The following is an 18,374-nucleotide window of genomic DNA, read 5'->3' as shown; positions in this document are numbered from 1 at the left end:
CTCGCGCACCAGATGGCGATGAACCATGCCCACCGCCGCAGGGATCCTCCGATGCGCATCAGTGGTAGCCCCCGTGCGGGTCCACCTTGCCGCGAAACACGTAGTAGGCGTAGGCGGTATAGCCCAGAATAAGCGGGACCAGAACGACCGTGCCCACCAGCGTGAAGCGCAGGCTCGAGTCCGGGGCGGCTGCGGCCCAGATGGTGATCGAGGGCGGCACGATATGGGGATAAAAGCTGATCCCGATGCCGACAAAGCTGATCACGAACAGCGCCAGCGCCGACACGAAGGGCTGCACATCGCGCCCGTCGCTTAGCCCCGTGAACAGACGCCACGCGGCCCCCGCCACCAGAAGCGGCACAAAGGCCGTGAACAGGCTGCCCGGCATACTGAACCAGCGCTGGAAATAGACCGCGTCCTGAAACGGGGTCAGCAGGCTGACAAGGCCGATCGCGCCAAGTGTTCCCGCCCCCAGATACCACGCATAGTTCCGCATCTGCATCTGCAACGGCCCTTCGGTTTTCATCACCAGCCATGTGGCCCCCAACAGCGCGTATCCCACCAGAACCGCCAGCCCCGTCAGCACCGAGAACGGCGTCAGCCAGTCCCACCAGCCGCCGGAATAGGCGCGGTCCGTCACCTCAATGCCCTGCACCAGCGCACCAAGGGCAATGCCCTGCATCACCGCGGCCATGGCAGACCCGCCGGTAAAGGCCACGTCCCACACGCCCTTCCAGCGCTTGGTGCGCCAGCGGTATTCGAACGCCACGCCGCGAAACACCAGCGCCAGCAGCATCAGGATGATCGGCATATACAGCGCCGGCATGATGACGGAATAGGCCAGCGGGAACACCGCGAACAAACCGCCGCCGCCCAGAACAAGCCATGTCTCGTTGCCATCCCAGACCGGAGCGACAGAGTTCATCATGATGTCGCGGTCCTGTTCGGACCTGCCAAGGGGAAACAGGATCCCGATGCCAAGGTCGAACCCGTCCAGCACAACGTAGGTCAGCACGGCAAAGGCGATGATGCCCGCCCAGATGAATGCAAGATCGAAAACCATCATACTCTCCTATTCGCCCGGCTTCATGATTTCAGCCCCAAGCGGGCCACCTGTGGTCCGCAACGGCCCCTCGCGCAGGCCCAGTCTGGCCGTGCCCGGAACCTTGCCCATCATCCGCAGGATGTAGAACGTGCCCGCCCCGAAGACAAAGAAGTAGACAATGATAAAGGCGATCAACGAGGCCGCAACGGCGGGGGCAGCGACGGGCGACAGGCTGTCACTGGTGCGCAGCAGGCCGTAGACCGTATAGGGCTGGCGGCCCACCTCTGTGGTGATCCATCCGGCCAGCACCGCGACAAAGCCGCTTGGCCCCATGGCGATGGCGGTGCGTTGCAGCCACTTGTCCTCATAGAGGGTGCCCCTCCAGCGGCGCCACAGGCTCCAGACGCCCACGCCCAGCATGGTAAATCCAAGGGCGATCATGATGCGAAAGCTCCAGAACACCACGGCCACCGGCGGCTCGTTCTCGTCGGGGATCGTATCAAGCCCCGCCAATGGCGCGTTCAGGTCGTGTTTCAGGATCAGCGAGGACAGCTTGGGGATTTGGATCGCATAGTCGATCCGCTTCTCCGCAGGGTTGGGGATGCCGAACAGGATCAGCGGTGCGCCGTCGGGGTGGCTATCATAGTGGCCTTCCATCGCCATGACCTTGGCAGGCTGGTGTTCCAACGTGTTCAGGCCATGGGCGTCGCCCGCAAGGATCTGGATCGGGGTCACAAGGGCCGCCATCCACATCGCCATGGAAAACATCCGGCGCGTGGCGGGGTTGGTGCGGTCGCGCAAGAGGTGCCACCCCCCCACACCCGCCACCACAAAGGCGGTCGTCAGGTAGGCCGCAAGAACCATGTGAATCAGGCGGTAGGGAAAGGACGGGTTGAACACGATGGCCCACCAGTTTTCCGGCACGAACTGCCCCATGTCGTTCATGGAAAAGCCCGCAGGCGTCTGCATCCAGGAATTCACCGACAGGATCCATGTGGCCGACATCAGCGTGCCAAAGGCAACCATCGCGGTGGCGAACATATGCAGCTTGTTGCCCACACGGTCGCGACCGAACAGCATGATCCCCAGGAACCCCGCCTCGAGAAAGAATGCCGACAGCACCTCGTAGGCCATAAGCGGCCCAAGAACGGGGCCGGTTTTATCCGAAAACACCGCCCAGTTGGTGCCGAACTGATAGGACATCACGATGCCCGATACGACGCCCATGCCAAAGGCCACGGCAAAGATCTTTTTCCAGTAGTCGAACAGGGTCAGATAGGTGGCATCCCGCGTCCACAGCCAAAGCGCGTTCAGAACCGCCAGAAAACTGGCGAGCCCGATCGAGAAGGCCGGAAAAATGATGTGAAAAGAGATCGTGAACGCGAACTGGACTCGCGCAAGGCCCTCTGCCGTAAAACTGTCGAGCATGACTTATCCCTACAAGGTATATTCTATATAGATGTTATAGGCCGCCTATCCGCCATGGCAAGGTATCACAGATTGCCAAAGCGTCGCAGGCGGACTTGCAATAAAGGCCCATCAAAAATATACCTTAATCAACGCAGGACGGTGCCCATGAAACTGACAAGCTATACCAACTATGCGCTTCGGTCCCTTCAGCTTGCCGCGCTCAGGGCACCGGAGCTGGTGCGGATCGACGACGTTGTGCGCGTTCACGGCCTTGCCCGCCCGCATATTGTCAAGATCGTGCACGAGTTGGGGCGCGCCGGATTTCTGGAAACCCAGCGCGGGCGCGGCGGCGGGTTCAGGCTGGCGCATCCGGCAAAGGACATCATTGTCGGCGACGTCGTGCGCCTGACAGAGGGGCCGCTGGACGTTGTCGAATGCTTCAACCCTGACAAGAACACCTGCCCGCTGATCGGCATCTGCAAATTGTCACACGCGATCCAGGCCGCGACGGCGGCCTTCATGGCGGTGTTGGACGATCTGACCATCGCCGATATCGCGTCCAACAAGACCGAGCTTTTGAACCGGCTTGCGCCCATCATGCCGGACGCGGTCTAGCCACAGGGTTTGCCCCGGAAACCCGCGCATATTTCCCGCATGGACTTCGGCCCGATTTTCGTCGTATCGCTGTGATCTTCCCCTACCGGAGCGGAACGATTGACGCCTGTCGGGCGTTTCACCCCATATAATGCGGACTGGACCACTCATGAAACTCGGCCTCAAGGCGCATCTTCACTACCGCATGGTCCAGATCACCGATCTGCTGTTGCAGCTCGAGGCCTCGGACACGCCAGAGCAGGTTCTGGTTCAGGCCAACATCCTGTTCACCGAGACCCAGCATTTTTCCCGCACCCGCGCCGAGGATGGCATCGGAGAGCGGATCTGGCTGCGCGTCGATGGCGATTTCATCTGTGATTACAACGCTATCGTTGAGATCACCCGCAAAGCGCATGACATCAGTCATTTGCCCGCCGTCCCGCCGCATTTGTTACCCGGAGAGGCGGTGCGCTATCTTATGCCGTCGCGGTATTGCCCCGTGGACGAGTTTCACAATGTGGTCGCGTCAGAGTTCGGCCATCTGAACGGCGGGGCGCGGATTGCCGCGATGCGGGACTGGATCGCGCGCACGATCCAGTATGTTCCGGGGGCAAGCTCGTCGCGCACCACCGCGCTGGACACCTATGTTCAACGGCAGGGCATTTGCCGCGACTATGCCCATGTGATGATCTCGATGGCGCGGGCGTCGGCCATTCCTGCCCGCTTTGCCAGCGTCTATGCACCGGGCGTCACCCCGCAGGATTTTCACGCCGTGGCAGAGGTTTATCTTGATCATGCCTGGCACCTTGTGGACCCCACAGGCATGGCCTCGGCCGATTCCATTGCGGTGATCGGCGTCGGAATGGACGCGGCAGAGGTTGCGTTCATGACCAGTTTCGGCCCCGCCGAACTGGTCTATCAATGGGTCGAGGTGGATGTTCTGCCCGACTGAGCGGACGCAAGCGCCAGCCCGTCAACCACGGCGGTGAACGCCTCGGAATAGGCAGGAGCCGCGTTGGGAAAGGCGGTCGCCATCGCCTGTTGCACCGCGACGATCAGGCTGGACCCGCCCACAAAGATCACCTTGTCGATCTGCGCGGGCGCGCAGCCCGCCATGACGACGGTTTCCAGCGCACAGTCGCTGATTTTCTCGACCAGCTGGGCCAGTGACTGCGCCAGCTCTGCCTTGCCAACCTCTGCGGACAGGTGTTTTTCGATCATCCGCATGTCGATTCTGGCGCTGTCACGGTCGGCGCTGTTCACCTGGATCTTGCCGCGCTCGACCGCAAAGGCCAGTTCATGCCCCAGTTCGAATTCCAGCACGGTGGACAGCCGCGCAAAGCGTTCCGGCTGGGCCGCCATTTGTTGAAGCTTGGCCACGGTGCGGCGGGTGTCGGGCGCATACAGGAACGGGATCTTTTCCCAGGTCGCCAGATCCTGAAACAGCCCATTCGGGGCCACATGACGCCCCGCCCCCAGTTCGTTGCGGATATCGCTGCCCTTGCCCAGCAGGGGCATGACGTGATCGACGCTGATGCTTTTGTCGAAATGCGTTCCACCAACGCGCACCCCGTGGCTGGCAAGGATACGGATCGCCGAGCGCTCAGCACCCGGTTCGCATCTGAACACCGAAAAGTCGGACGTGCCGCCGCCGATATCCACGATCAGCCCTGTCGCGTTCGCGCCGTCCAGCGCCCCGACGGCCAGCGCGGCGGCCTCGGGTTCATACATGAACCGGACCTCTTTGAACCCGGCAAGGCGGTAGCATTCCGTCAGATCCGTCAGGGCCTGCGCGTCTTTCGCGGCGTCCATCGAGTGGAACCGCACGGGGCGCCCCGACAGCGCATGGTCAAAGGTCTGGAAACAGGCGGCTTCGGCGCGGGATTTCACCTCGGCCAGAAACCGGCCGATGATGTCGAAGAACGACAGGCTTTCGCCCATGATGTTGCGTTTTTCCTGCATCAGGGATGTGCCCAATACGCTTTTCAGCGACCGCATATAACGCCCCTCGCGGCCCTGTATCAGCGCGTCGTTCGCCACGGTCCCGAATTGCATTTTACGGCTGGCGGCGTCGAAAAACACCGAGGTCGGCAAGGTCTTGTTGCCCGGTTCGATATCCACCAGATGCGGCGCGCCGTTCACCGTGATGCCCGCCGCCGAATTGGAGGTTCCGAAATCAATGCCCAGCGTGTTGGGCTTATGTGACATGCTCATCGTGTAAATCAGACCTGTGTTGCGCGGCAGAGGCGCCCTGTTAATCGGTCTTGCAACAGAAAACCACGCCGCTTTTCGGGATTGCCCGCTATTTCGGGCGTCTGAAAAACCGGCTGCGGTCATAAAGATGTTCCAGCCGCCGCATCCGCGCCTGCGTGCCGTCCCAGTCAAGGTTCTGCACCGCCGCCAGCAGCGTCTCGATCAGCACAAGGATCATCACGGTGCTGTCCCAGGCCGAGGGCGCCTCGATCTGGGCGGACAGGCGGTAACGGGCGTGGACGGCGGCGGGCGACACCCATTGGTCGGTCACAAGGATCACCTCTGCGCCTTGTTCCCTGGCCAGTTCGACAACCTGCAACACCTTGTTTTCATAGCGCCTTATGTCAAAGGCCAACAGCACATCGCCCGGTTTCAGGTCGATCAGCGCCGGTGGCCATGTGTTGGACATATCGCTGATCAACACCACATTCGGGCGCATGACGGTCATATGGGTCACAAAGTAATCGGCCAACGCATGGGTGATCCGCCCGCCCACCGCGTAAATGCGCCGGTCACCATCGGCCAGCAGCCCCGCCACCGCGTCGAAATCGGCATGGTCGATCTGCGCCAGCGTGCCTTGCAGGTTGGTCAGCACCGCATCGGCAAAGCGGTTCAGGATATGGGTATCGGGCACACCGCCCGCCCATCGCTCGTGCTTGACCAGCGGCGACATCAGGCGTTCTTCGACCTCGCCGCGCAGGCTGGCCTGAAATTCGGAATAGCCCTTGAACCCCAGCTTCTGGATCAGGCGCATGGCGGTCGGGGTCGAGACCTCTGCCGCCTTGGCCAATGCGGTGATAGAGCCAAGCGCGGCCACGGGGTAATTGCTGAGCAGATGCGCCGCCAGCTGCCGTTCGGCGCGCGTCATCTCGTCAAACGCGGACCTGATCTGGTCTTCGATGGTTCCCGTTGTCATCGTGTTGCCCTTTGCCACAGAGAGGTTGTCGTGGTGGTTGCAGTGGGGTTGTCGTGGGGTTTCACCATTCTTTGCCTAATTCTGGAAAGAATGTAACAAAAAATGTGCAGAAGAAAAATTATTGACAGAACGGGGCGGCGCAGATGAACCTAGGGCCATCTGATCTGGGGATTCTGCCGTTTCATGTCGCCTGCACCCGCCACCAACACATCGGTTGTCACAATCGAACGCCCCGAGGCACAGGGGCCGTTCGTGCTGGTTTGCGAACATGCCAGCAATGCGATCCCCGCCGCCTACGGCTCCCTTGGCCTGACCCGGACCGAGCAAGCGGCCCATATCGCATGGGACCCCGGCGCGTTGGGTCTGGCCCGCGGATTGGCGCGGCGGCTGGACGCCACGCTGGTGGCCGCCACGGTGTCGCGGCTGGTCTATGATTGCAACCGCGCGCCTGACCGGTCGGGGGCCATGGCGGAACGCAGTGAAACCTACGCCATCCCCGGCAACACCGGCCTGACCGGGACCGAGCGCGCGGCGCGGGCGCAGGCGGTTTACCTGCCGTTCCACGCGGCCCTTCGCGGCCAGATCATAAAGCGGATGGCGCAGGGGCGGCCCCCTGCCCTTGTCACCATCCACAGCTTTACCCCCCGCTGGTTCGGCACGGCGCGGCCTGTGGAATTCGGCGTGATCCATGATGCGGATGCGGCGCTTGCCGATCAGGTGGTGAAGGCCGCGCAGCAGATGACGCCGCTGAACACCCGGTTGAACGAACCCTACAGTGCCGCCGACGATGTGACCCACACGCTGCGACTTCAGGCCACGCCCTACGGGTTGCCGAACGTCATGTTGGAGGTGCGCAACGACCTGATCACCGACGAGACCGCACAAGACCGCATGGCCGACCTGCTTGCGCCCGTGCTGACCCGCGCCCTTGCCGCCCTTTTCCCCGCTTCAGCCCCGTGAAGGACACCATGCCGAACTGGATCAGAACCTATGTGCGCGTGGTCGAGGCGGTGAATTACCGTGTCGGTCGCGTGGCGATGTATATCCTGTTCGTGATGATGGGGATTCTGTTGTGGTCCACCATTTCCAAGGCGTTCACCCTGCCGTCGCTCTGGACGCTGGAAATGGCGCAGTTCGCGATGGTGGCCTATTACATGCTGGGCGGGCCCTATTCGCTGCAACTTGGGTCGAATGTGCGGATGGACCTGCTGTATGGCGGCTGGTCCGACCGCAAAAAGGCCTGGGTTGACGCGTTTTCGATCTTTGCGCTGATCTTCTATCTGGGGGTGCTGCTCTACGGTGCGGTCGAAAGCACCGCCTATTCGCTGCACTACTCCGAACGCAGCCCGACGGCGTGGCGCCCCTATATCGCCCCGATCAAGATCGTCATGGTGATCGGCATCTTCATGATGCTGCTACAGGCCTTTGCCTTTTTCTTCCGCGACATCGCGAAAATCCGCGGAGAGGAACTCTGATGTCCTATGACATGATCGCCATCCTGATGTTCAGCACGATGATGCTGATGATGATCACCGGCCAGCGGGTGTTCGGGGCCATCGGGTTTGTGGCGGTTCTGGCCTCTGTCACGCTGTGGGGCGTGGGCGGGTCCGACCTTGGGTTTTCGGCGGCGATGAAGCTGATGAAATGGTATCCGCTGCTGACCCTGCCGATGTTCATTTTCATGGGCTATATCCTGTCGGAAAGCCGGTTGGCGGATGACCTGTACAAGATGTTCCATGTCTGGTTCGGGTCGATGCCCGGTGGTCTGGCGATTGGCACCATCGGCCTGATGGTGATCATTTCCGCGATGAACGGGCTGTCGGTGGCGGGCATGGCGATCGGGGCGACCATCGCGCTGCCGGAATTGTTGAAACGCAACTATGACAAGCTGATGGTGACAGGTGTCATTCAGGCAGGGTCGTCGCTGGGCATTCTTGTGCCGCCCTCTGTCGTGCTGGTGCTCTATGCGATGATCGCGCGGCAGCCTGTTGGGCAATTGTGGCTGGCGGGGGTGGTGCCCGGTTTGATGATGGCCGCGATGTTCATCGCCTATATCTACATCCGGTGCCGGATCAACCCGGCGCTGGGGCCTGTGCTGTCCGCCGACGAACTGGATATGCCGCTGGCGGAAAAGCTGGCGCTGCTGCGGGCGGGCATCCTGCCGCTTATGATTTTCGCGGTGATGATGGTGCCGTTCATCTCGGGCTATACCAGCCTTGTCGAAAGCTCTGTCGTGGGGGCGCTGGCCGCCTTTCTGGCCGCCGTCGTAAAGGGGCGCATGACCCGCGCCGTGTTCGAGACGGCAACCCGCCAGACGCTGGCCATTTCGTGCATGTTCATGTGGATCATCCTTGCCGCCCTTGCCTTTGGCGCGGTGTTCGACGGGCTGGGTGCCGTGCGGTCGGTCGAGGGGTTCTTTGTCGACCGTCTGGGCCTTGGTCCCTGGGAAATCCTGATCCTGATGCAGTTGAGCTATCTGATCATGGGGACGTTTCTGGACGACACCGCCATGCTGGTCATCGTCGCCCCGCTTTATGTGCCGCTGGTCAAGATGTTGGGCTTCGATCTGGTGTGGTATGGTGTGCTTTATACGATCACCTGCCAGATCGCCTACATGACGCCGCCCTTCGGCTATAACCTGTTCCTAATGCGCGCGATGGCCCCCGACGAGGTCAGCCTGAACGACATCTACCGCTCTATCATCCCCTTTGTCGGCGTTATGGTGCTGGCTTTGGTGCTGGTGATGGCCTTTCCGCAGCTGTCGCTGTGGTTGCCGAACCACGTTTACGGAAATTGACAATAAGCCCGAATGGGCACCCCTTTTCACCAACAAGGAGTAAGACAATGACCACAAGACGCAAGTTCCTGACCAGCGGCGCCGCAATCGGCGCGGCCACCCTTGCCGCCCCTGCGGTGAACGCGCAGGCCCCGATCAAATGGCGGTTGCAGACCTATGCGGGGGCCGCATTGGGCGAGCATGTGATCAAGCCCGCGATCGACAGCTTCAACAAGATCGCGCAGGGCCAGATGGAGATCGAGCTATACTACGCCGATCAGCTGGTCCCCACCGGCGAATTGTTCCGCGCCATGCAAAAGGGCACCATCGACGCGGTGCAGTCCGACGACGACAGCATGGCCTCGCCCACCGAAGTCACGGTGTTCGGCGGCTATTTTCCCTTTGCCAGCCGCTATTCGCTGGATGTGCCGGTGCTGTTCAACCAATGGGGACTGGGCGAGATCTGGGCCGAGGAATACGCCAAAGTCGGGGTCAAGCACATCTCTGCCGGGGCCTGGGACCCCTGCAACTTTGCCACCAAAGACCCGATCAACAGCCTTGAGGACCTGAAGGGCAAGCGCATCTTTACCTTCCCGACGGCGGGCCGTTTCCTGACCCGTTTCGGCGTCGTGCCGGTCACCCTGCCATGGGAGGACATCGAGGTCGCGCTGCAAACCGGCGAACTGGACGGGATCGCATGGTCCGGCATCACCGAGGATTACACCGTCGGCTGGTCCAAGGTCACAAACCACTTTCTGACCAACAACATCTCGGGCGCATGGTGCGGATCGTTCTTCGCCAATATGGACCGCTGGAATGAATTGCCGGACCACCTTCAGGAAATGGTGCGCGTCTGCTTCGACAGCTCTCATTACTATCGCCAGCACTGGTATTGGGGCGGCGAGGCACGCCTGCGGGTCGAGGGCACAGAACTGTCCCTGACCACGATCCCCGATGCCGAATGGGCAACCGTAGAGGCCGAGGCCCGTGTGTTCTGGGATGAAATCGCCGCCGAAAGCCCGCTGAAGGCCAAGATCGTCGGCATTCTGAAGGCCTATAACGAGGCGATGGAAAAGGCCGGACGCCCCTACCGCTATACATAAATCCAGCGTTACATAACCAACGGGGCGCGGCCAGCGGGTCGCGCCCTGCACCACTGGAATGGGAGAGGCGAAATGCCCGCAAATCTGACGTTCGACGCATTGAAACAGGCGGTTGGGTCCGGCGAAATCGACACGGTTCTGACCTGCATCGTCGATATGCAGGGCCGCCTGATGGGCAAACGCTTTCATGCGCGGCACTTTCTGGACAGCGGGTTCGAGGAAACCCATTGTTGCAACTACCTGCTGGCCACCGATCTGGAAATGGCAACCGTGCAGGGCTATGCCTCGACCAGTTGGAAGGCGGGCTATGGCGACTATGTGATGAAGCCCGATCTGGCCACCATCCGCCGCATTCCGTGGCTGCCCGCGACTGCACTTGTGATGTGCGATGTGCTGGACCACCACACCCATCAGGACATCCCCCATGCCCCCCGCGCCGTGCTGAAACGCCAGATCGCGCGGGCCAAGGCATTGGGCCTGACGCCCTATATGGCGACAGAGCTGGAGTTTTTCCTGTTCGAACAAAGCTATGACGCCCTGTTCGACGCAGGCTACCGCGACCTGAAAACATTGGGCCGCTACAACATCGACTACGGCATTTTCGGCACCACAAAAGAGGAAGGCGTCATGCGCGCCATCCGCAACGGCCTGTATGACGCGGGCATTCCCGTCGAGTGCTCAAAGGGAGAGGCAGAGGCGGGTCAGGAAGAGATCAACGTCAAGTATTCCGATGCGCTCGACACTGCCGACATGCACGCCATCACCAAGAACGGCGTCAAGGAAATCGCGCATTCCCAAGGGCTTGCCGCGACATTCATGGCGAAATACCACCACGACCGCGCGGGATCGTCCAGCCATGTGCACCAGTCGCTGTGGCGCGACGGGCGCAACGCGTTCTACGACGAGGCCGCCGAACACGGCATGTCGGACCTGATGCGTCACTACATCGCGGGGCAATTGGCCCATGCCCGCGACCTGACGTATTTCCTTGCGCCCTATGTCAACAGCTACAAACGCTTTGTCGTCGGACTGTTCGCGCCGACCAAGGCGGTGTGGAGCATCGACAACCGCACCGCAGGCTTTCGCGTGTGCGGCGACGGCACCAAAGGCGTGCGCGTGGAATGCCGGATCGGCGGCGCAGACCTGAACCCCTATCTGGCCATGGCCGCCCTGCTGGCTGCGGGGCTTGACGGGATCGAGCAGAAGATGCCGCTGGAACCCGGCATCGGCGGTGATATCTACGAGGCGGGCGCCGCCCGTGACGTGCCGCGCACGCTGGGCGAGGCGGCCGCGCTGATGCACGGGTCCGCCATGCTGCGGGATGCCCTGGGGGATAACGTTATCGACCATTATCATCGCGCCGCGATGTGGGAGATCGAAGAACAGAACCGCGTTGTGACCGACTGGGAAATCCAGCGCGGTCTGGAACGCGCCTGACACATACCGCGCGGGCACCCGTCCGTGCATGGAGAGACTGACATGACAAAAATGATCCAATGTATCTCGCCGGTGGATGGCACGGTCTACGCCGAACGCCCCGCGCTGTCGCTTGACGCGGCCAGGGTCTGCGTGGCCCGCGCCCGTGCGGCACAAGCCAACTGGGCCGTGCGGCCGCTTGCCGAGCGTATCGCCTGTGTGAAGGCGGGCGTTGCCGCGCTGAACGCGCATAAGGACGCCATCATCGAGGAACTGGCCTGGCAAATGGGCCGCCCCACACGCTATGGCGGCGAATTCGGCGGCGTGAACGAACGCACCGACTATCTGTGCAGCATCGCCGAGGCCGCCCTTGCCCCCACCGTTGTTGAGAGCAGCGACCGCTTTGACCGCCGGATCGAACGTGCGCCACAGGGCGTCGTGTTCATCCTTGCGCCCTGGAACTACCCCTACCTGACGGCGATCAACACCATCGTCCCCGCCCTGATCGCGGGTAATGCCGTGGTGCTGAAACACGCCAGCCAGACCCTGCTGGTGGGCGAGCGTCTGGCGCAGGCCATGCACGAGGGCGGTGTGCCCGCGGATATATTCCAGAATGTCGTTCTGGACCACGGCACCACCGAAACCCTGATCGGCGACCGCGCCTTTGACTTTGTCAACTTCACCGGATCGGTCGCGGGCGGGCAGGCGATGGAACGCGCCGCTGCGGGCACGTTCACGGCGATGGGGCTGGAATTGGGCGGCAAGGACCCGGGCTATGTCATGGATGACGCCGATCTGGACGCCGCCGTTGACAGCCTGATGGACGGCGCGATGTTCAACGCCGGTCAATGCTGCTGCGGGATCGAACGGATCTATGTCCACGAAAGCCTGTATGATGATTTTGTAGCAAAATCAGTGATTTGGGTGAAGGCGTTAAAGCTAGGAAACCCCTTTGACGCCGACAGCACCATCGGCCCGATGGCCAACGCCCGCTTTGCCGCGACCGTGCGCGCCCAGACCGCCGAGGCGATCGCGCAGGGTGCCACAGCCCTGATCGACCCCGCCCTGTTTCCCGCCGATGACGGCGGCGCCTATCTTGCGCCGCAGATCCTGACCAACGTCACCCATGCCATGCGGGTGATGCGAGAGGAAAGTTTTGGCCCCGTTGTCGGCATCATGAAGGTCAAAGACGACGCCGAGGCGATCACGCTGATGAACGACAGCCCCTACGGGTTGACCGCATCCCTTTGGACAGGCGACGCCGGCCGCGCGGCAAGCGTCGGGAACCGGATAGAATTCGGCACGATCTTCATGAACCGTTGCGATTATGTCGATCCCGCATTGTGCTGGACCGGCTGCAAGGACACAGGTCGCGGCGGCGCAATGGGCGTGCTTGGTTTTCACTCGATCACGCGGCCGAAATCCTACCATCTCAAGAAGGTGACGAAATGAGTCCGAATGTAAACTGGTCCTACCCCACCGCGATCAAATTCGGCGCGGGGCGCGTGGCGGAACTGCCCGCCGCCTGTGCCGCTGCGGGTATGAAAAAGCCGCTTCTGGTGACCGACAAGGCACTGTCGACACTTCCGATCACTGCGCAGGCGCTTGGCATTCTGGACGCCGCCGGTCTGGGACATGCGGTGTTTTCCGACGTTGATCCCAACCCGAACGAAGTGAACCTTGCGGCGGGTCTGGCGGTTTATGCTGCGGGCGGGCACGACGGCGTCGTGGCCTTTGGCGGTGGCTCTGCGCTGGATCTGGGCAAGCTGATCGCCTTTATGTCGGGTCAGACCCGCCCGGTCTGGGATTTCGAGGATGTGGACGACTGGTGGACCCGCGCGGATGCAGGCGCCATCGCCCCGATCATCGCCGTGCCCACAACTGCGGGCACCGGGTCCGAGGTGGGCCGCGCCGGCGTTCTGACGAATTCCGTCACCCATGTGAAAAAGATCATCTTTCACCCCAAACTGCTGCCCGTGGTGACGATCTGCGACCCCGAACTGACCGTCGGCATGCCTAAATTCATAACCGCAGGCACCGGCATGGACGCCTTCGCCCATTGTCTGGAGGCCTATTGCAGCCCCTTCTATCACCCGATGTCGCAGGGCATCGCGCTAGAGGGGATGCGCCTTGTGACCGGGAACCTGTCCCGCGCCTATGCCACGCCCACCGACATCGAGGCGCGCGCGCACATGATGTCGGCCGCCGCCATGGGCGCTGTTGCGTTCCAGAAAGGTCTGGGCGCGATCCATTCGCTGTCCCATCCCGTAGGGGCCGTCTACGGGACGCATCACGGCACCACCAACGCCGTGGTCATGCCCGCCGTCCTGCGGTTCAACCGCCCCGCCATCGAAGAGCGTATCGAGTTGGCCGCCGCCTATCTGGGGATCAAGGGCGGGTTCGACGGCTTCTATGACCGCGTCATGGCAATGCGGGCGGAATTCAACATCCCCGAAACCCTGACCGCCATGGGTGTCGAGACATCAAGGTTGGACGAGCTGACCGCAATGGCGATGCAGGACCCGTCCTGTGGCGGCAATCCGGTGGAAATGACGCATGAAAACACCCGTGCGCTATTTGATGCCTGCATGTGAATTTCATGGTAATGAACGCCAGATACATGTTGAATGTCACGTCGCTGTTACACCCTTAATTTAGTAGTCATGGGCGGCACTTAGGTCGCCCGTGACGGCATACCGCCACTTTCCGGCAGGCCCCGCACTGAACCAAACGAGCCAAGAAACACAGCACTGGGGGCCAAACCCTCTGCATTCATTTTTAGGGATACATGAACATGTCCAGCAAGATTAAACTCGCACTGACGACCGGCATGGCCGTTCTGCTTGCCACGACCGCAATGGCCCAGTCCATGGACGAGCTTGTGGCTGCGGCAAAGGCCGAAGGCCAGCTGACAACAATCGCCCTGCCCCACGACTGGTGCGGCTACGGTGCCGTGATCGACGGGTTCAAGGCAAAATACCCCGAAATCACCATCAACGAACTGAACCCCGATGCCGGCTCTGCCGACGAGCTGGAAGCGATCCGCGCCAACAAGGACAACACAGGCCCACAAGCGCCCGACGTGATCGACGTGGGCTTTGCCTATGGTCCCGCCGCCAAGGACGAGGGCCTGATCCAGCCCTACAAGGTCTCGACATGGGATTCGATCCCCGATTCCGCGAAAGACGCGGACGGGTTCTGGTATGGCGACTATTACGGCGTTCTGTCGTTTGCTGTGAACAAGGACATTGTGGAAAACGTGCCCGCCGACTGGTCTGACCTGCTGAAGCCCGAATATGCCGCTTCGGTCGCGCTTGCCGGTGATCCGCGCGCCTCCAATCAGGCCATTCTGGGTGTGATGGCCGCCGGTATGGCTGCCGGTGGCGCAGCCGGAAAAGACTCTGGCGACAAGGGACTGGAGTTCTTTGCCGAGATGAACAAGGTCGGCAACTTTGTGCCCGTGATCGGCAAGGCCGGCACATTGGCACAGGGCGCGACCCCGATTGTCATCCAGTGGGACTATAACGCCCTTGCAACCCGCGACACGCTGAACGGCAACCCGCCGGTCGAGGTTGTGGTGCCCGCGTCCGGCGTTCTGGCCGGTGTTTACGTGCAGGCGATCAGCGCCTATGCCCCACACCCCAGCGCCGCGAAACTGTGGATGGAGTATCTGTATTCGGACGAGGGACAGGGCCTTTGGCTGAAGGGATACTGCCACCCGATCCGGTTCAACGACATGGCCGCACGCGGCGTGATCCCGCAGGACGTGTTGGACGCGCTGCCACCCGCCGCATCCTATGAAGCGGCCTATTTCCCGACGCTGGACGAGCAGTCGGCGAACAAGGAATCCGTAACCGCGGGTTGGGATGCCGTTGTCGGCGCGAACGTCCAGTAATCCCTAGACCCACCCCACCCGCCTGCCCCTTTGCACAAAGGGGGCAGGCGATTTTGTTGCCACCGGACAGTGACCGCCACAGACAGGACTGACGCATGCCAAACGATCCCCCCGCCGCAGCGCGGGCGCGCCTTCCGCTGCATTGGCTGGGCATCGCACCCTTCACGATCTTTGCCGCGCTGTTCCTGATCCTGCCCACGATGTATATCGTTGTCGGCGCCTTTCGCACTGCCGATGGCGGGTTCACCTTGGCCAATATCGCGGGGCTGTTTACCGCCTCGATCATGGCATCCTACTGGATTTCCATCAAAATATCGGTCGCCTCGGCGTTTCTGGGCTGCGTGATCGGCTTTGCCGTCGCGGCCGCCGTGACGCTGGGCAACCTGCCGAAATGGCTGCGCGGGCCGTTGCTGACGTTTTCCGGCGTCGCATCGAACTTTGCCGGCGTGCCGCTGGCCTTTGCGTTTCTGGCGACGCTGGGGCGGCTGGGTCTTGTCACCGTCATGCTGAAAAGCTGGTTCGGCATCAATATCTACGCGATGGGGTTCAACCTGCTCAGCTTTTGGGGGCTGACGCTGGTTTACCTGTTCTTCCAGATCCCGCTGATGATCCTGATCATCACCCCCGCGCTGGACGGGTTGAAGCGCGAATGGAAAGAGGCCGCGACCATTCTGGGGGCCACCGGCCCGCAATACTGGCGCATGGTGGCCCTGCCGATCCTGTTCCCCGCCCTGCTGGGCACCTTCGCCCTTTTGTTCGCCAATGCCTTTGGCGCGGTGGCCACCGCCTATGCGCTGACCGGATCGTCGCTGTCCATTGTGCCGATCGTGCTGTTCGCGCAGATCAGGGGCGACGTGCTGCAAGACCCGCATCTGGGCTATGCGCTGGCCTTCGGGATGATCGTCATCACCGGCATCGCCAACGGGGTCTATGTCTGGCTGCGCACCCGGTCCGAAAGGTGGATCAGATGAAACCGACACGCTTTTGGTCCTGGCTGGCGCTTGCCGCCGGTTTCACCTATTTCATCCTGCCGCTGCTGGGCACGCTTGAATTCTCGTTGCGGATGCGGCGCGGGGAATATTCGTTCGACGCCTACCGCGCCGTGCTGGAGGACCCGCGCTTTCAGCAGACCTTTGGCTATTCGGTGCTGATGGCGGTGTTCACCATCGTCTTTGGCGTGCTGCTGGTGGTGCCGACCGCCTATTGGGTGCGCCTGCGCCTGCCCCGCCTGCGCCCGCTGCTGGAATTCGTGACGCTGCTGCCGCTGGTCATCCCGCCGATCGTCATCGTGTTCGGCTATATCCGCATGTTCAACACCTCGTCGCTGTTGCCGATGACGGGAACGGCGATGGGCACCAATATCCTGCTGATGTTCGGCTATGCCACCCTGTCGCTGCCTTATATGTATCGCGCGGTCGACACCGGATTGCGCACCATCGACGTGCGCACCCTGACCGAGGCGGCACAAAGTCTTGGCGCGGGCTGGCCCATCATCCTTGCGCGGGTGATCCTGCCCAATGTGCTGGTCGCGGTGCTGTCGGGGGCGTTCCTGACCTTTGCCATCGTAATCGGCGAATTCGTCATGGCAGCCCTGCTGAACCGTCCCGCCTTTGGCCCCTACCTGCAACTTATCGGTGCGAACCGCGCCTATGAACCGGCCGCCCTTGCGGTGATCTCCTTTGGCATAACCTGGGCCTGCATGGGGCTGATCCAGCTTGTCACCCGGTTCTCTACTCATACGAAAGCACAGCGCTGATGGCCTTTCTTGAAATCGAACATCTGGATAAATCCTTTGGCCCGACCCGCGTGGTCAAGGATTTCAACCTGAGCGTCGAAAAGGGCGAGTTCATCTCGTTCCTCGGGCCGTCGGGCTGCGGCAAGACAACGACCCTGCGGATGGTGGCCGGGTTCGAAACACCCAGCAGCGGCGTGATCCGCATCGACGGCAAGGACGTGGTGAACCTGCGCCCGAACCACCGCAATATCGGCATGGTGTTCCAAAGCTATGCGTTGTTTCCGAACCTGACCGTCGCGCAGAATGTCGCCTTTGGGCTGCGCGTCGCCAAGGTCGACAAGGCCAAGACCCGCGACCGCGTGGCCGAGATGCTGGACATCATCGGCCTGCCGGAACTGGGCGACCGCTATCCGTTCCAGTTGTCCGGCGGGCAGCAACAGCGTGTGGCGCTGGCCCGCGCGCTGGCGGTGCAGCCGCAGGTTCTGTTGCTGGATGAGCCTTTGTCGGCGCTGGACGCCAAAATCAGGATCTCGCTGCGCACAGAAATCCGCGCGATCCAGCAAAAGCTGGGTATTACAACGATTTACGTCACCCACGATCAGGAAGAGGCGCTGTCGATGTCGGACCGCATCGTGGTGATGCATCAGGGCAAGGCCGATCAGGTCGGCACCCCGTTCGAGATCTACAACCACCCCGCCACCCGCTTTGTCGCGTCCTTTGTCGGGACGCTGAACCAGATAGAGGCCATCGTCGTCGATCCGGCAACGGGTGCCGTTCTGGCCGCAGGCGTGCCGCTGTCATTGGGCCGTCCGCTGGCCGCGGCAAAGGGGGCGGTGATTGCACTGGCCCTGCGCCCCGAGGCGCTGCATCCGGGCCGCACAGCGGGCCGCGATGTGGTGCTGCCTGGTCGGATCACAGAGGTGCATTTCCTTGGCTCCGTCATCCGCATCAACATCGAAACGGCGGGCGGCATGGTGTCGGTGGACACGTTCAACCGCGCCAGCGCCCCGCCGCCCAAGGTCGGCACGATGATCGACCTCAGCGCCGCCACCAGCGACCTGATCGTTCTGGCCGATTAGCGGCCCAGTCCAGCAGCCATTGCGCTGAAAACCCCGCGTGAAGAAGGCCGAAAAAGCATGTCATCAGGAATGGCAGAGCTATGCTTGAATTTGGGTGACGCGCATCATCAGGCGGCGCGGTTTTCGGTGTCGTTGGTCACTTCGACACCGTC

At 61.8% G+C, this 18,374-nt stretch carries 17 protein-coding genes; 13 read left to right on the top strand and 4 right to left on the bottom strand.

Annotated features, from left to right (window positions below; all coding sequences use genetic code 11):
* Positions 1-58: 58 nt before the first annotated feature.
* Together cydB and ACEN2R_RS04210 are read right to left on the bottom strand one after the other, a co-directional pair.
* Positions 59-1,063, bottom strand: a complete 1,005-nt coding sequence (cydB, locus tag ACEN2R_RS04215; protein ID WP_442039543.1) for a cytochrome d ubiquinol oxidase subunit II — start codon at positions 1,061-1,063, stop codon at positions 59-61.
* Between the two features lie 9 nt (positions 1,064-1,072).
* On the bottom strand, positions 1,073-2,473 hold the full coding sequence (locus tag ACEN2R_RS04210) for a cytochrome ubiquinol oxidase subunit I (protein WP_442039541.1): 1,401 nt from the start codon (positions 2,471-2,473) through the stop codon (positions 1,073-1,075).
* 147 nt (positions 2,474-2,620) lie between these two features.
* On the opposite strand from ACEN2R_RS04210, the gene ACEN2R_RS04205 reads away from it, so the two are divergent.
* Together ACEN2R_RS04205 and ACEN2R_RS04200 are read left to right on the top strand one after the other, a co-directional pair.
* Positions 2,621-3,070, top strand: a complete 450-nt coding sequence (locus ACEN2R_RS04205; protein ID WP_442039539.1) for an RrF2 family transcriptional regulator — start codon at positions 2,621-2,623, stop codon at positions 3,068-3,070.
* A gap of 148 nt (positions 3,071-3,218) precedes the next feature.
* Positions 3,219-4,001: a transglutaminase-like domain-containing protein gene (locus ACEN2R_RS04200; RefSeq protein WP_442039537.1), complete on the top strand. Its 783-nt coding sequence runs from the start codon at positions 3,219-3,221 to the stop codon at positions 3,999-4,001.
* Here the strand turns inward: ACEN2R_RS04200 and ACEN2R_RS04195 are convergent.
* Entirely contained in the window at positions 3,968-5,257 is a 1,290-nt protein-coding gene (locus tag ACEN2R_RS04195) for an Hsp70 family protein (RefSeq protein WP_442039535.1), read from the bottom strand. The genes ACEN2R_RS04200 and ACEN2R_RS04195 overlap by 34 nt on opposite strands.
* Before the next feature lie 94 nt (positions 5,258-5,351).
* Positions 5,352-6,218 (bottom strand): MurR/RpiR family transcriptional regulator, encoded by an 867-nt coding sequence (locus ACEN2R_RS04190; protein WP_442039533.1) that lies wholly within the window; start codon positions 6,216-6,218, stop codon positions 5,352-5,354.
* Positions 6,219-6,401: 183 nt separating this feature from the next.
* Between ACEN2R_RS04190 and ACEN2R_RS04185 the strand changes: the two genes are divergently transcribed.
* The 11 genes from ACEN2R_RS04185 (at position 6,402) to ACEN2R_RS04135 (ending at position 18,222) form a co-directional block, all read left to right on the top strand.
* A complete protein-coding gene (locus tag ACEN2R_RS04185) occupies positions 6,402-7,178 on the top strand; it encodes an N-formylglutamate amidohydrolase (RefSeq protein ID WP_442039531.1) in 777 nt (258 codons plus the stop codon).
* Between the two features lie 8 nt (positions 7,179-7,186).
* Positions 7,187-7,693: a TRAP transporter small permease subunit gene (locus tag ACEN2R_RS04180; RefSeq protein ID WP_442039529.1), complete on the top strand. Its 507-nt coding sequence runs from the start codon at positions 7,187-7,189 to the stop codon at positions 7,691-7,693.
* Positions 7,693-9,015, top strand: coding sequence for a TRAP transporter large permease (locus tag ACEN2R_RS04175; protein WP_442039527.1), 1,323 nt, complete (start codon positions 7,693-7,695; stop codon positions 9,013-9,015). The genes ACEN2R_RS04180 and ACEN2R_RS04175 overlap by 1 nt, the downstream gene beginning before the upstream one ends.
* 47 nt (positions 9,016-9,062) lie before the next feature.
* A complete protein-coding gene (locus tag ACEN2R_RS04170; RefSeq protein WP_442039525.1) occupies positions 9,063-10,097 on the top strand; it encodes a TRAP transporter substrate-binding protein in 1,035 nt (344 codons plus the stop codon).
* Between the two features lie 72 nt (positions 10,098-10,169).
* Positions 10,170-11,534 carry a glutamine synthetase family protein gene (locus ACEN2R_RS04165; RefSeq protein WP_442039523.1) on the top strand — a complete coding sequence of 455 codons (1,365 nt, stop codon included), beginning with the start codon at positions 10,170-10,172 and terminating at the stop codon, positions 11,532-11,534.
* Between the two features lie 42 nt (positions 11,535-11,576).
* A complete protein-coding gene (locus ACEN2R_RS04160) occupies positions 11,577-12,965 on the top strand; it encodes an aldehyde dehydrogenase family protein (RefSeq protein WP_442039521.1) in 1,389 nt (462 codons plus the stop codon).
* On the top strand, positions 12,962-14,107 hold the full coding sequence (locus ACEN2R_RS04155) for an iron-containing alcohol dehydrogenase (RefSeq protein WP_442039519.1): 1,146 nt from the start codon (positions 12,962-12,964) through the stop codon (positions 14,105-14,107). The genes ACEN2R_RS04160 and ACEN2R_RS04155 overlap by 4 nt, the downstream gene beginning before the upstream one ends.
* 200 nt (positions 14,108-14,307) lie before the next feature.
* The gene (locus ACEN2R_RS04150) at positions 14,308-15,408 is read left to right on the top strand and encodes an ABC transporter substrate-binding protein (RefSeq protein ID WP_442039517.1); all 1,101 of its coding nucleotides are present in this window, start codon (positions 14,308-14,310) and stop codon (positions 15,406-15,408) included.
* A 95-nt stretch (positions 15,409-15,503) separates the two neighbouring features.
* Positions 15,504-16,379: an ABC transporter permease gene (locus ACEN2R_RS04145; protein WP_442039515.1), complete on the top strand. Its 876-nt coding sequence runs from the start codon at positions 15,504-15,506 to the stop codon at positions 16,377-16,379.
* Positions 16,376-17,164: an ABC transporter permease gene (locus ACEN2R_RS04140; RefSeq protein WP_442039513.1), complete on the top strand. Its 789-nt coding sequence runs from the start codon at positions 16,376-16,378 to the stop codon at positions 17,162-17,164. The genes ACEN2R_RS04145 and ACEN2R_RS04140 overlap by 4 nt, the downstream gene beginning before the upstream one ends.
* Positions 17,164-18,222 carry an ABC transporter ATP-binding protein gene (locus ACEN2R_RS04135; RefSeq protein ID WP_442039511.1) on the top strand — a complete coding sequence of 353 codons (1,059 nt, stop codon included), beginning with the start codon at positions 17,164-17,166 and terminating at the stop codon, positions 18,220-18,222. The genes ACEN2R_RS04140 and ACEN2R_RS04135 overlap by 1 nt, the downstream gene beginning before the upstream one ends.
* The last annotated feature ends 152 nt before the right edge of the window (positions 18,223-18,374 follow it).

Origin of the sequence: Pseudogemmobacter sp. W21_MBD1_M6, assembly GCF_052119585.1 — a bacterium.
Lineage (GTDB): Bacteria > Pseudomonadota > Alphaproteobacteria > Rhodobacterales > Rhodobacteraceae > JBGQOJ01.
The sequence above is the reverse complement of the archived record's forward strand: the minus strand, read 5'-3'. Positions and strand labels throughout refer to the sequence as shown.

Excerpts from the sequence above, each read along its gene's own strand:
- ACEN2R_RS04170 (WP_442039525.1), top strand. The coding sequence starts at position 9,063 with ATGACCACAAGACGCAAGTTCCTGACCAGCGGCGCCGCAATCGGCGCG.
- ACEN2R_RS04190 (WP_442039533.1), bottom strand. The coding sequence starts at position 6,218 with ATGACAACGGGAACCATCGAAGACCAGATCAGGTCCGCGTTTGACGAG.
- ACEN2R_RS04160 (WP_442039521.1), top strand. The coding sequence starts at position 11,577 with ATGACAAAAATGATCCAATGTATCTCGCCGGTGGATGGCACGGTCTAC.
- ACEN2R_RS04185 (WP_442039531.1), top strand. The coding sequence starts at position 6,402 with ATGTCGCCTGCACCCGCCACCAACACATCGGTTGTCACAATCGAACGC.
- ACEN2R_RS04140 (WP_442039513.1), top strand. The coding sequence starts at position 16,376 with ATGAAACCGACACGCTTTTGGTCCTGGCTGGCGCTTGCCGCCGGTTTC.
- cydB (WP_442039543.1), bottom strand. The coding sequence starts at position 1,063 with ATGGTTTTCGATCTTGCATTCATCTGGGCGGGCATCATCGCCTTTGCC.
- ACEN2R_RS04145 (WP_442039515.1), top strand. The coding sequence starts at position 15,504 with ATGCCAAACGATCCCCCCGCCGCAGCGCGGGCGCGCCTTCCGCTGCAT.
- ACEN2R_RS04175 (WP_442039527.1), top strand. The coding sequence starts at position 7,693 with ATGTCCTATGACATGATCGCCATCCTGATGTTCAGCACGATGATGCTG.
- ACEN2R_RS04200 (WP_442039537.1), top strand. The coding sequence starts at position 3,219 with ATGAAACTCGGCCTCAAGGCGCATCTTCACTACCGCATGGTCCAGATC.
- ACEN2R_RS04150 (WP_442039517.1), top strand. The coding sequence starts at position 14,308 with ATGTCCAGCAAGATTAAACTCGCACTGACGACCGGCATGGCCGTTCTG.
- ACEN2R_RS04165 (WP_442039523.1), top strand. The coding sequence starts at position 10,170 with ATGCCCGCAAATCTGACGTTCGACGCATTGAAACAGGCGGTTGGGTCC.
- ACEN2R_RS04180 (WP_442039529.1), top strand. The coding sequence starts at position 7,187 with ATGCCGAACTGGATCAGAACCTATGTGCGCGTGGTCGAGGCGGTGAAT.
- ACEN2R_RS04210 (WP_442039541.1), bottom strand. The coding sequence starts at position 2,473 with ATGCTCGACAGTTTTACGGCAGAGGGCCTTGCGCGAGTCCAGTTCGCG.
- ACEN2R_RS04155 (WP_442039519.1), top strand. The coding sequence starts at position 12,962 with ATGAGTCCGAATGTAAACTGGTCCTACCCCACCGCGATCAAATTCGGC.
- ACEN2R_RS04195 (WP_442039535.1), bottom strand. The coding sequence starts at position 5,257 with ATGTCACATAAGCCCAACACGCTGGGCATTGATTTCGGAACCTCCAAT.
- ACEN2R_RS04135 (WP_442039511.1), top strand. The coding sequence starts at position 17,164 with ATGGCCTTTCTTGAAATCGAACATCTGGATAAATCCTTTGGCCCGACC.
- ACEN2R_RS04205 (WP_442039539.1), top strand. The coding sequence starts at position 2,621 with ATGAAACTGACAAGCTATACCAACTATGCGCTTCGGTCCCTTCAGCTT.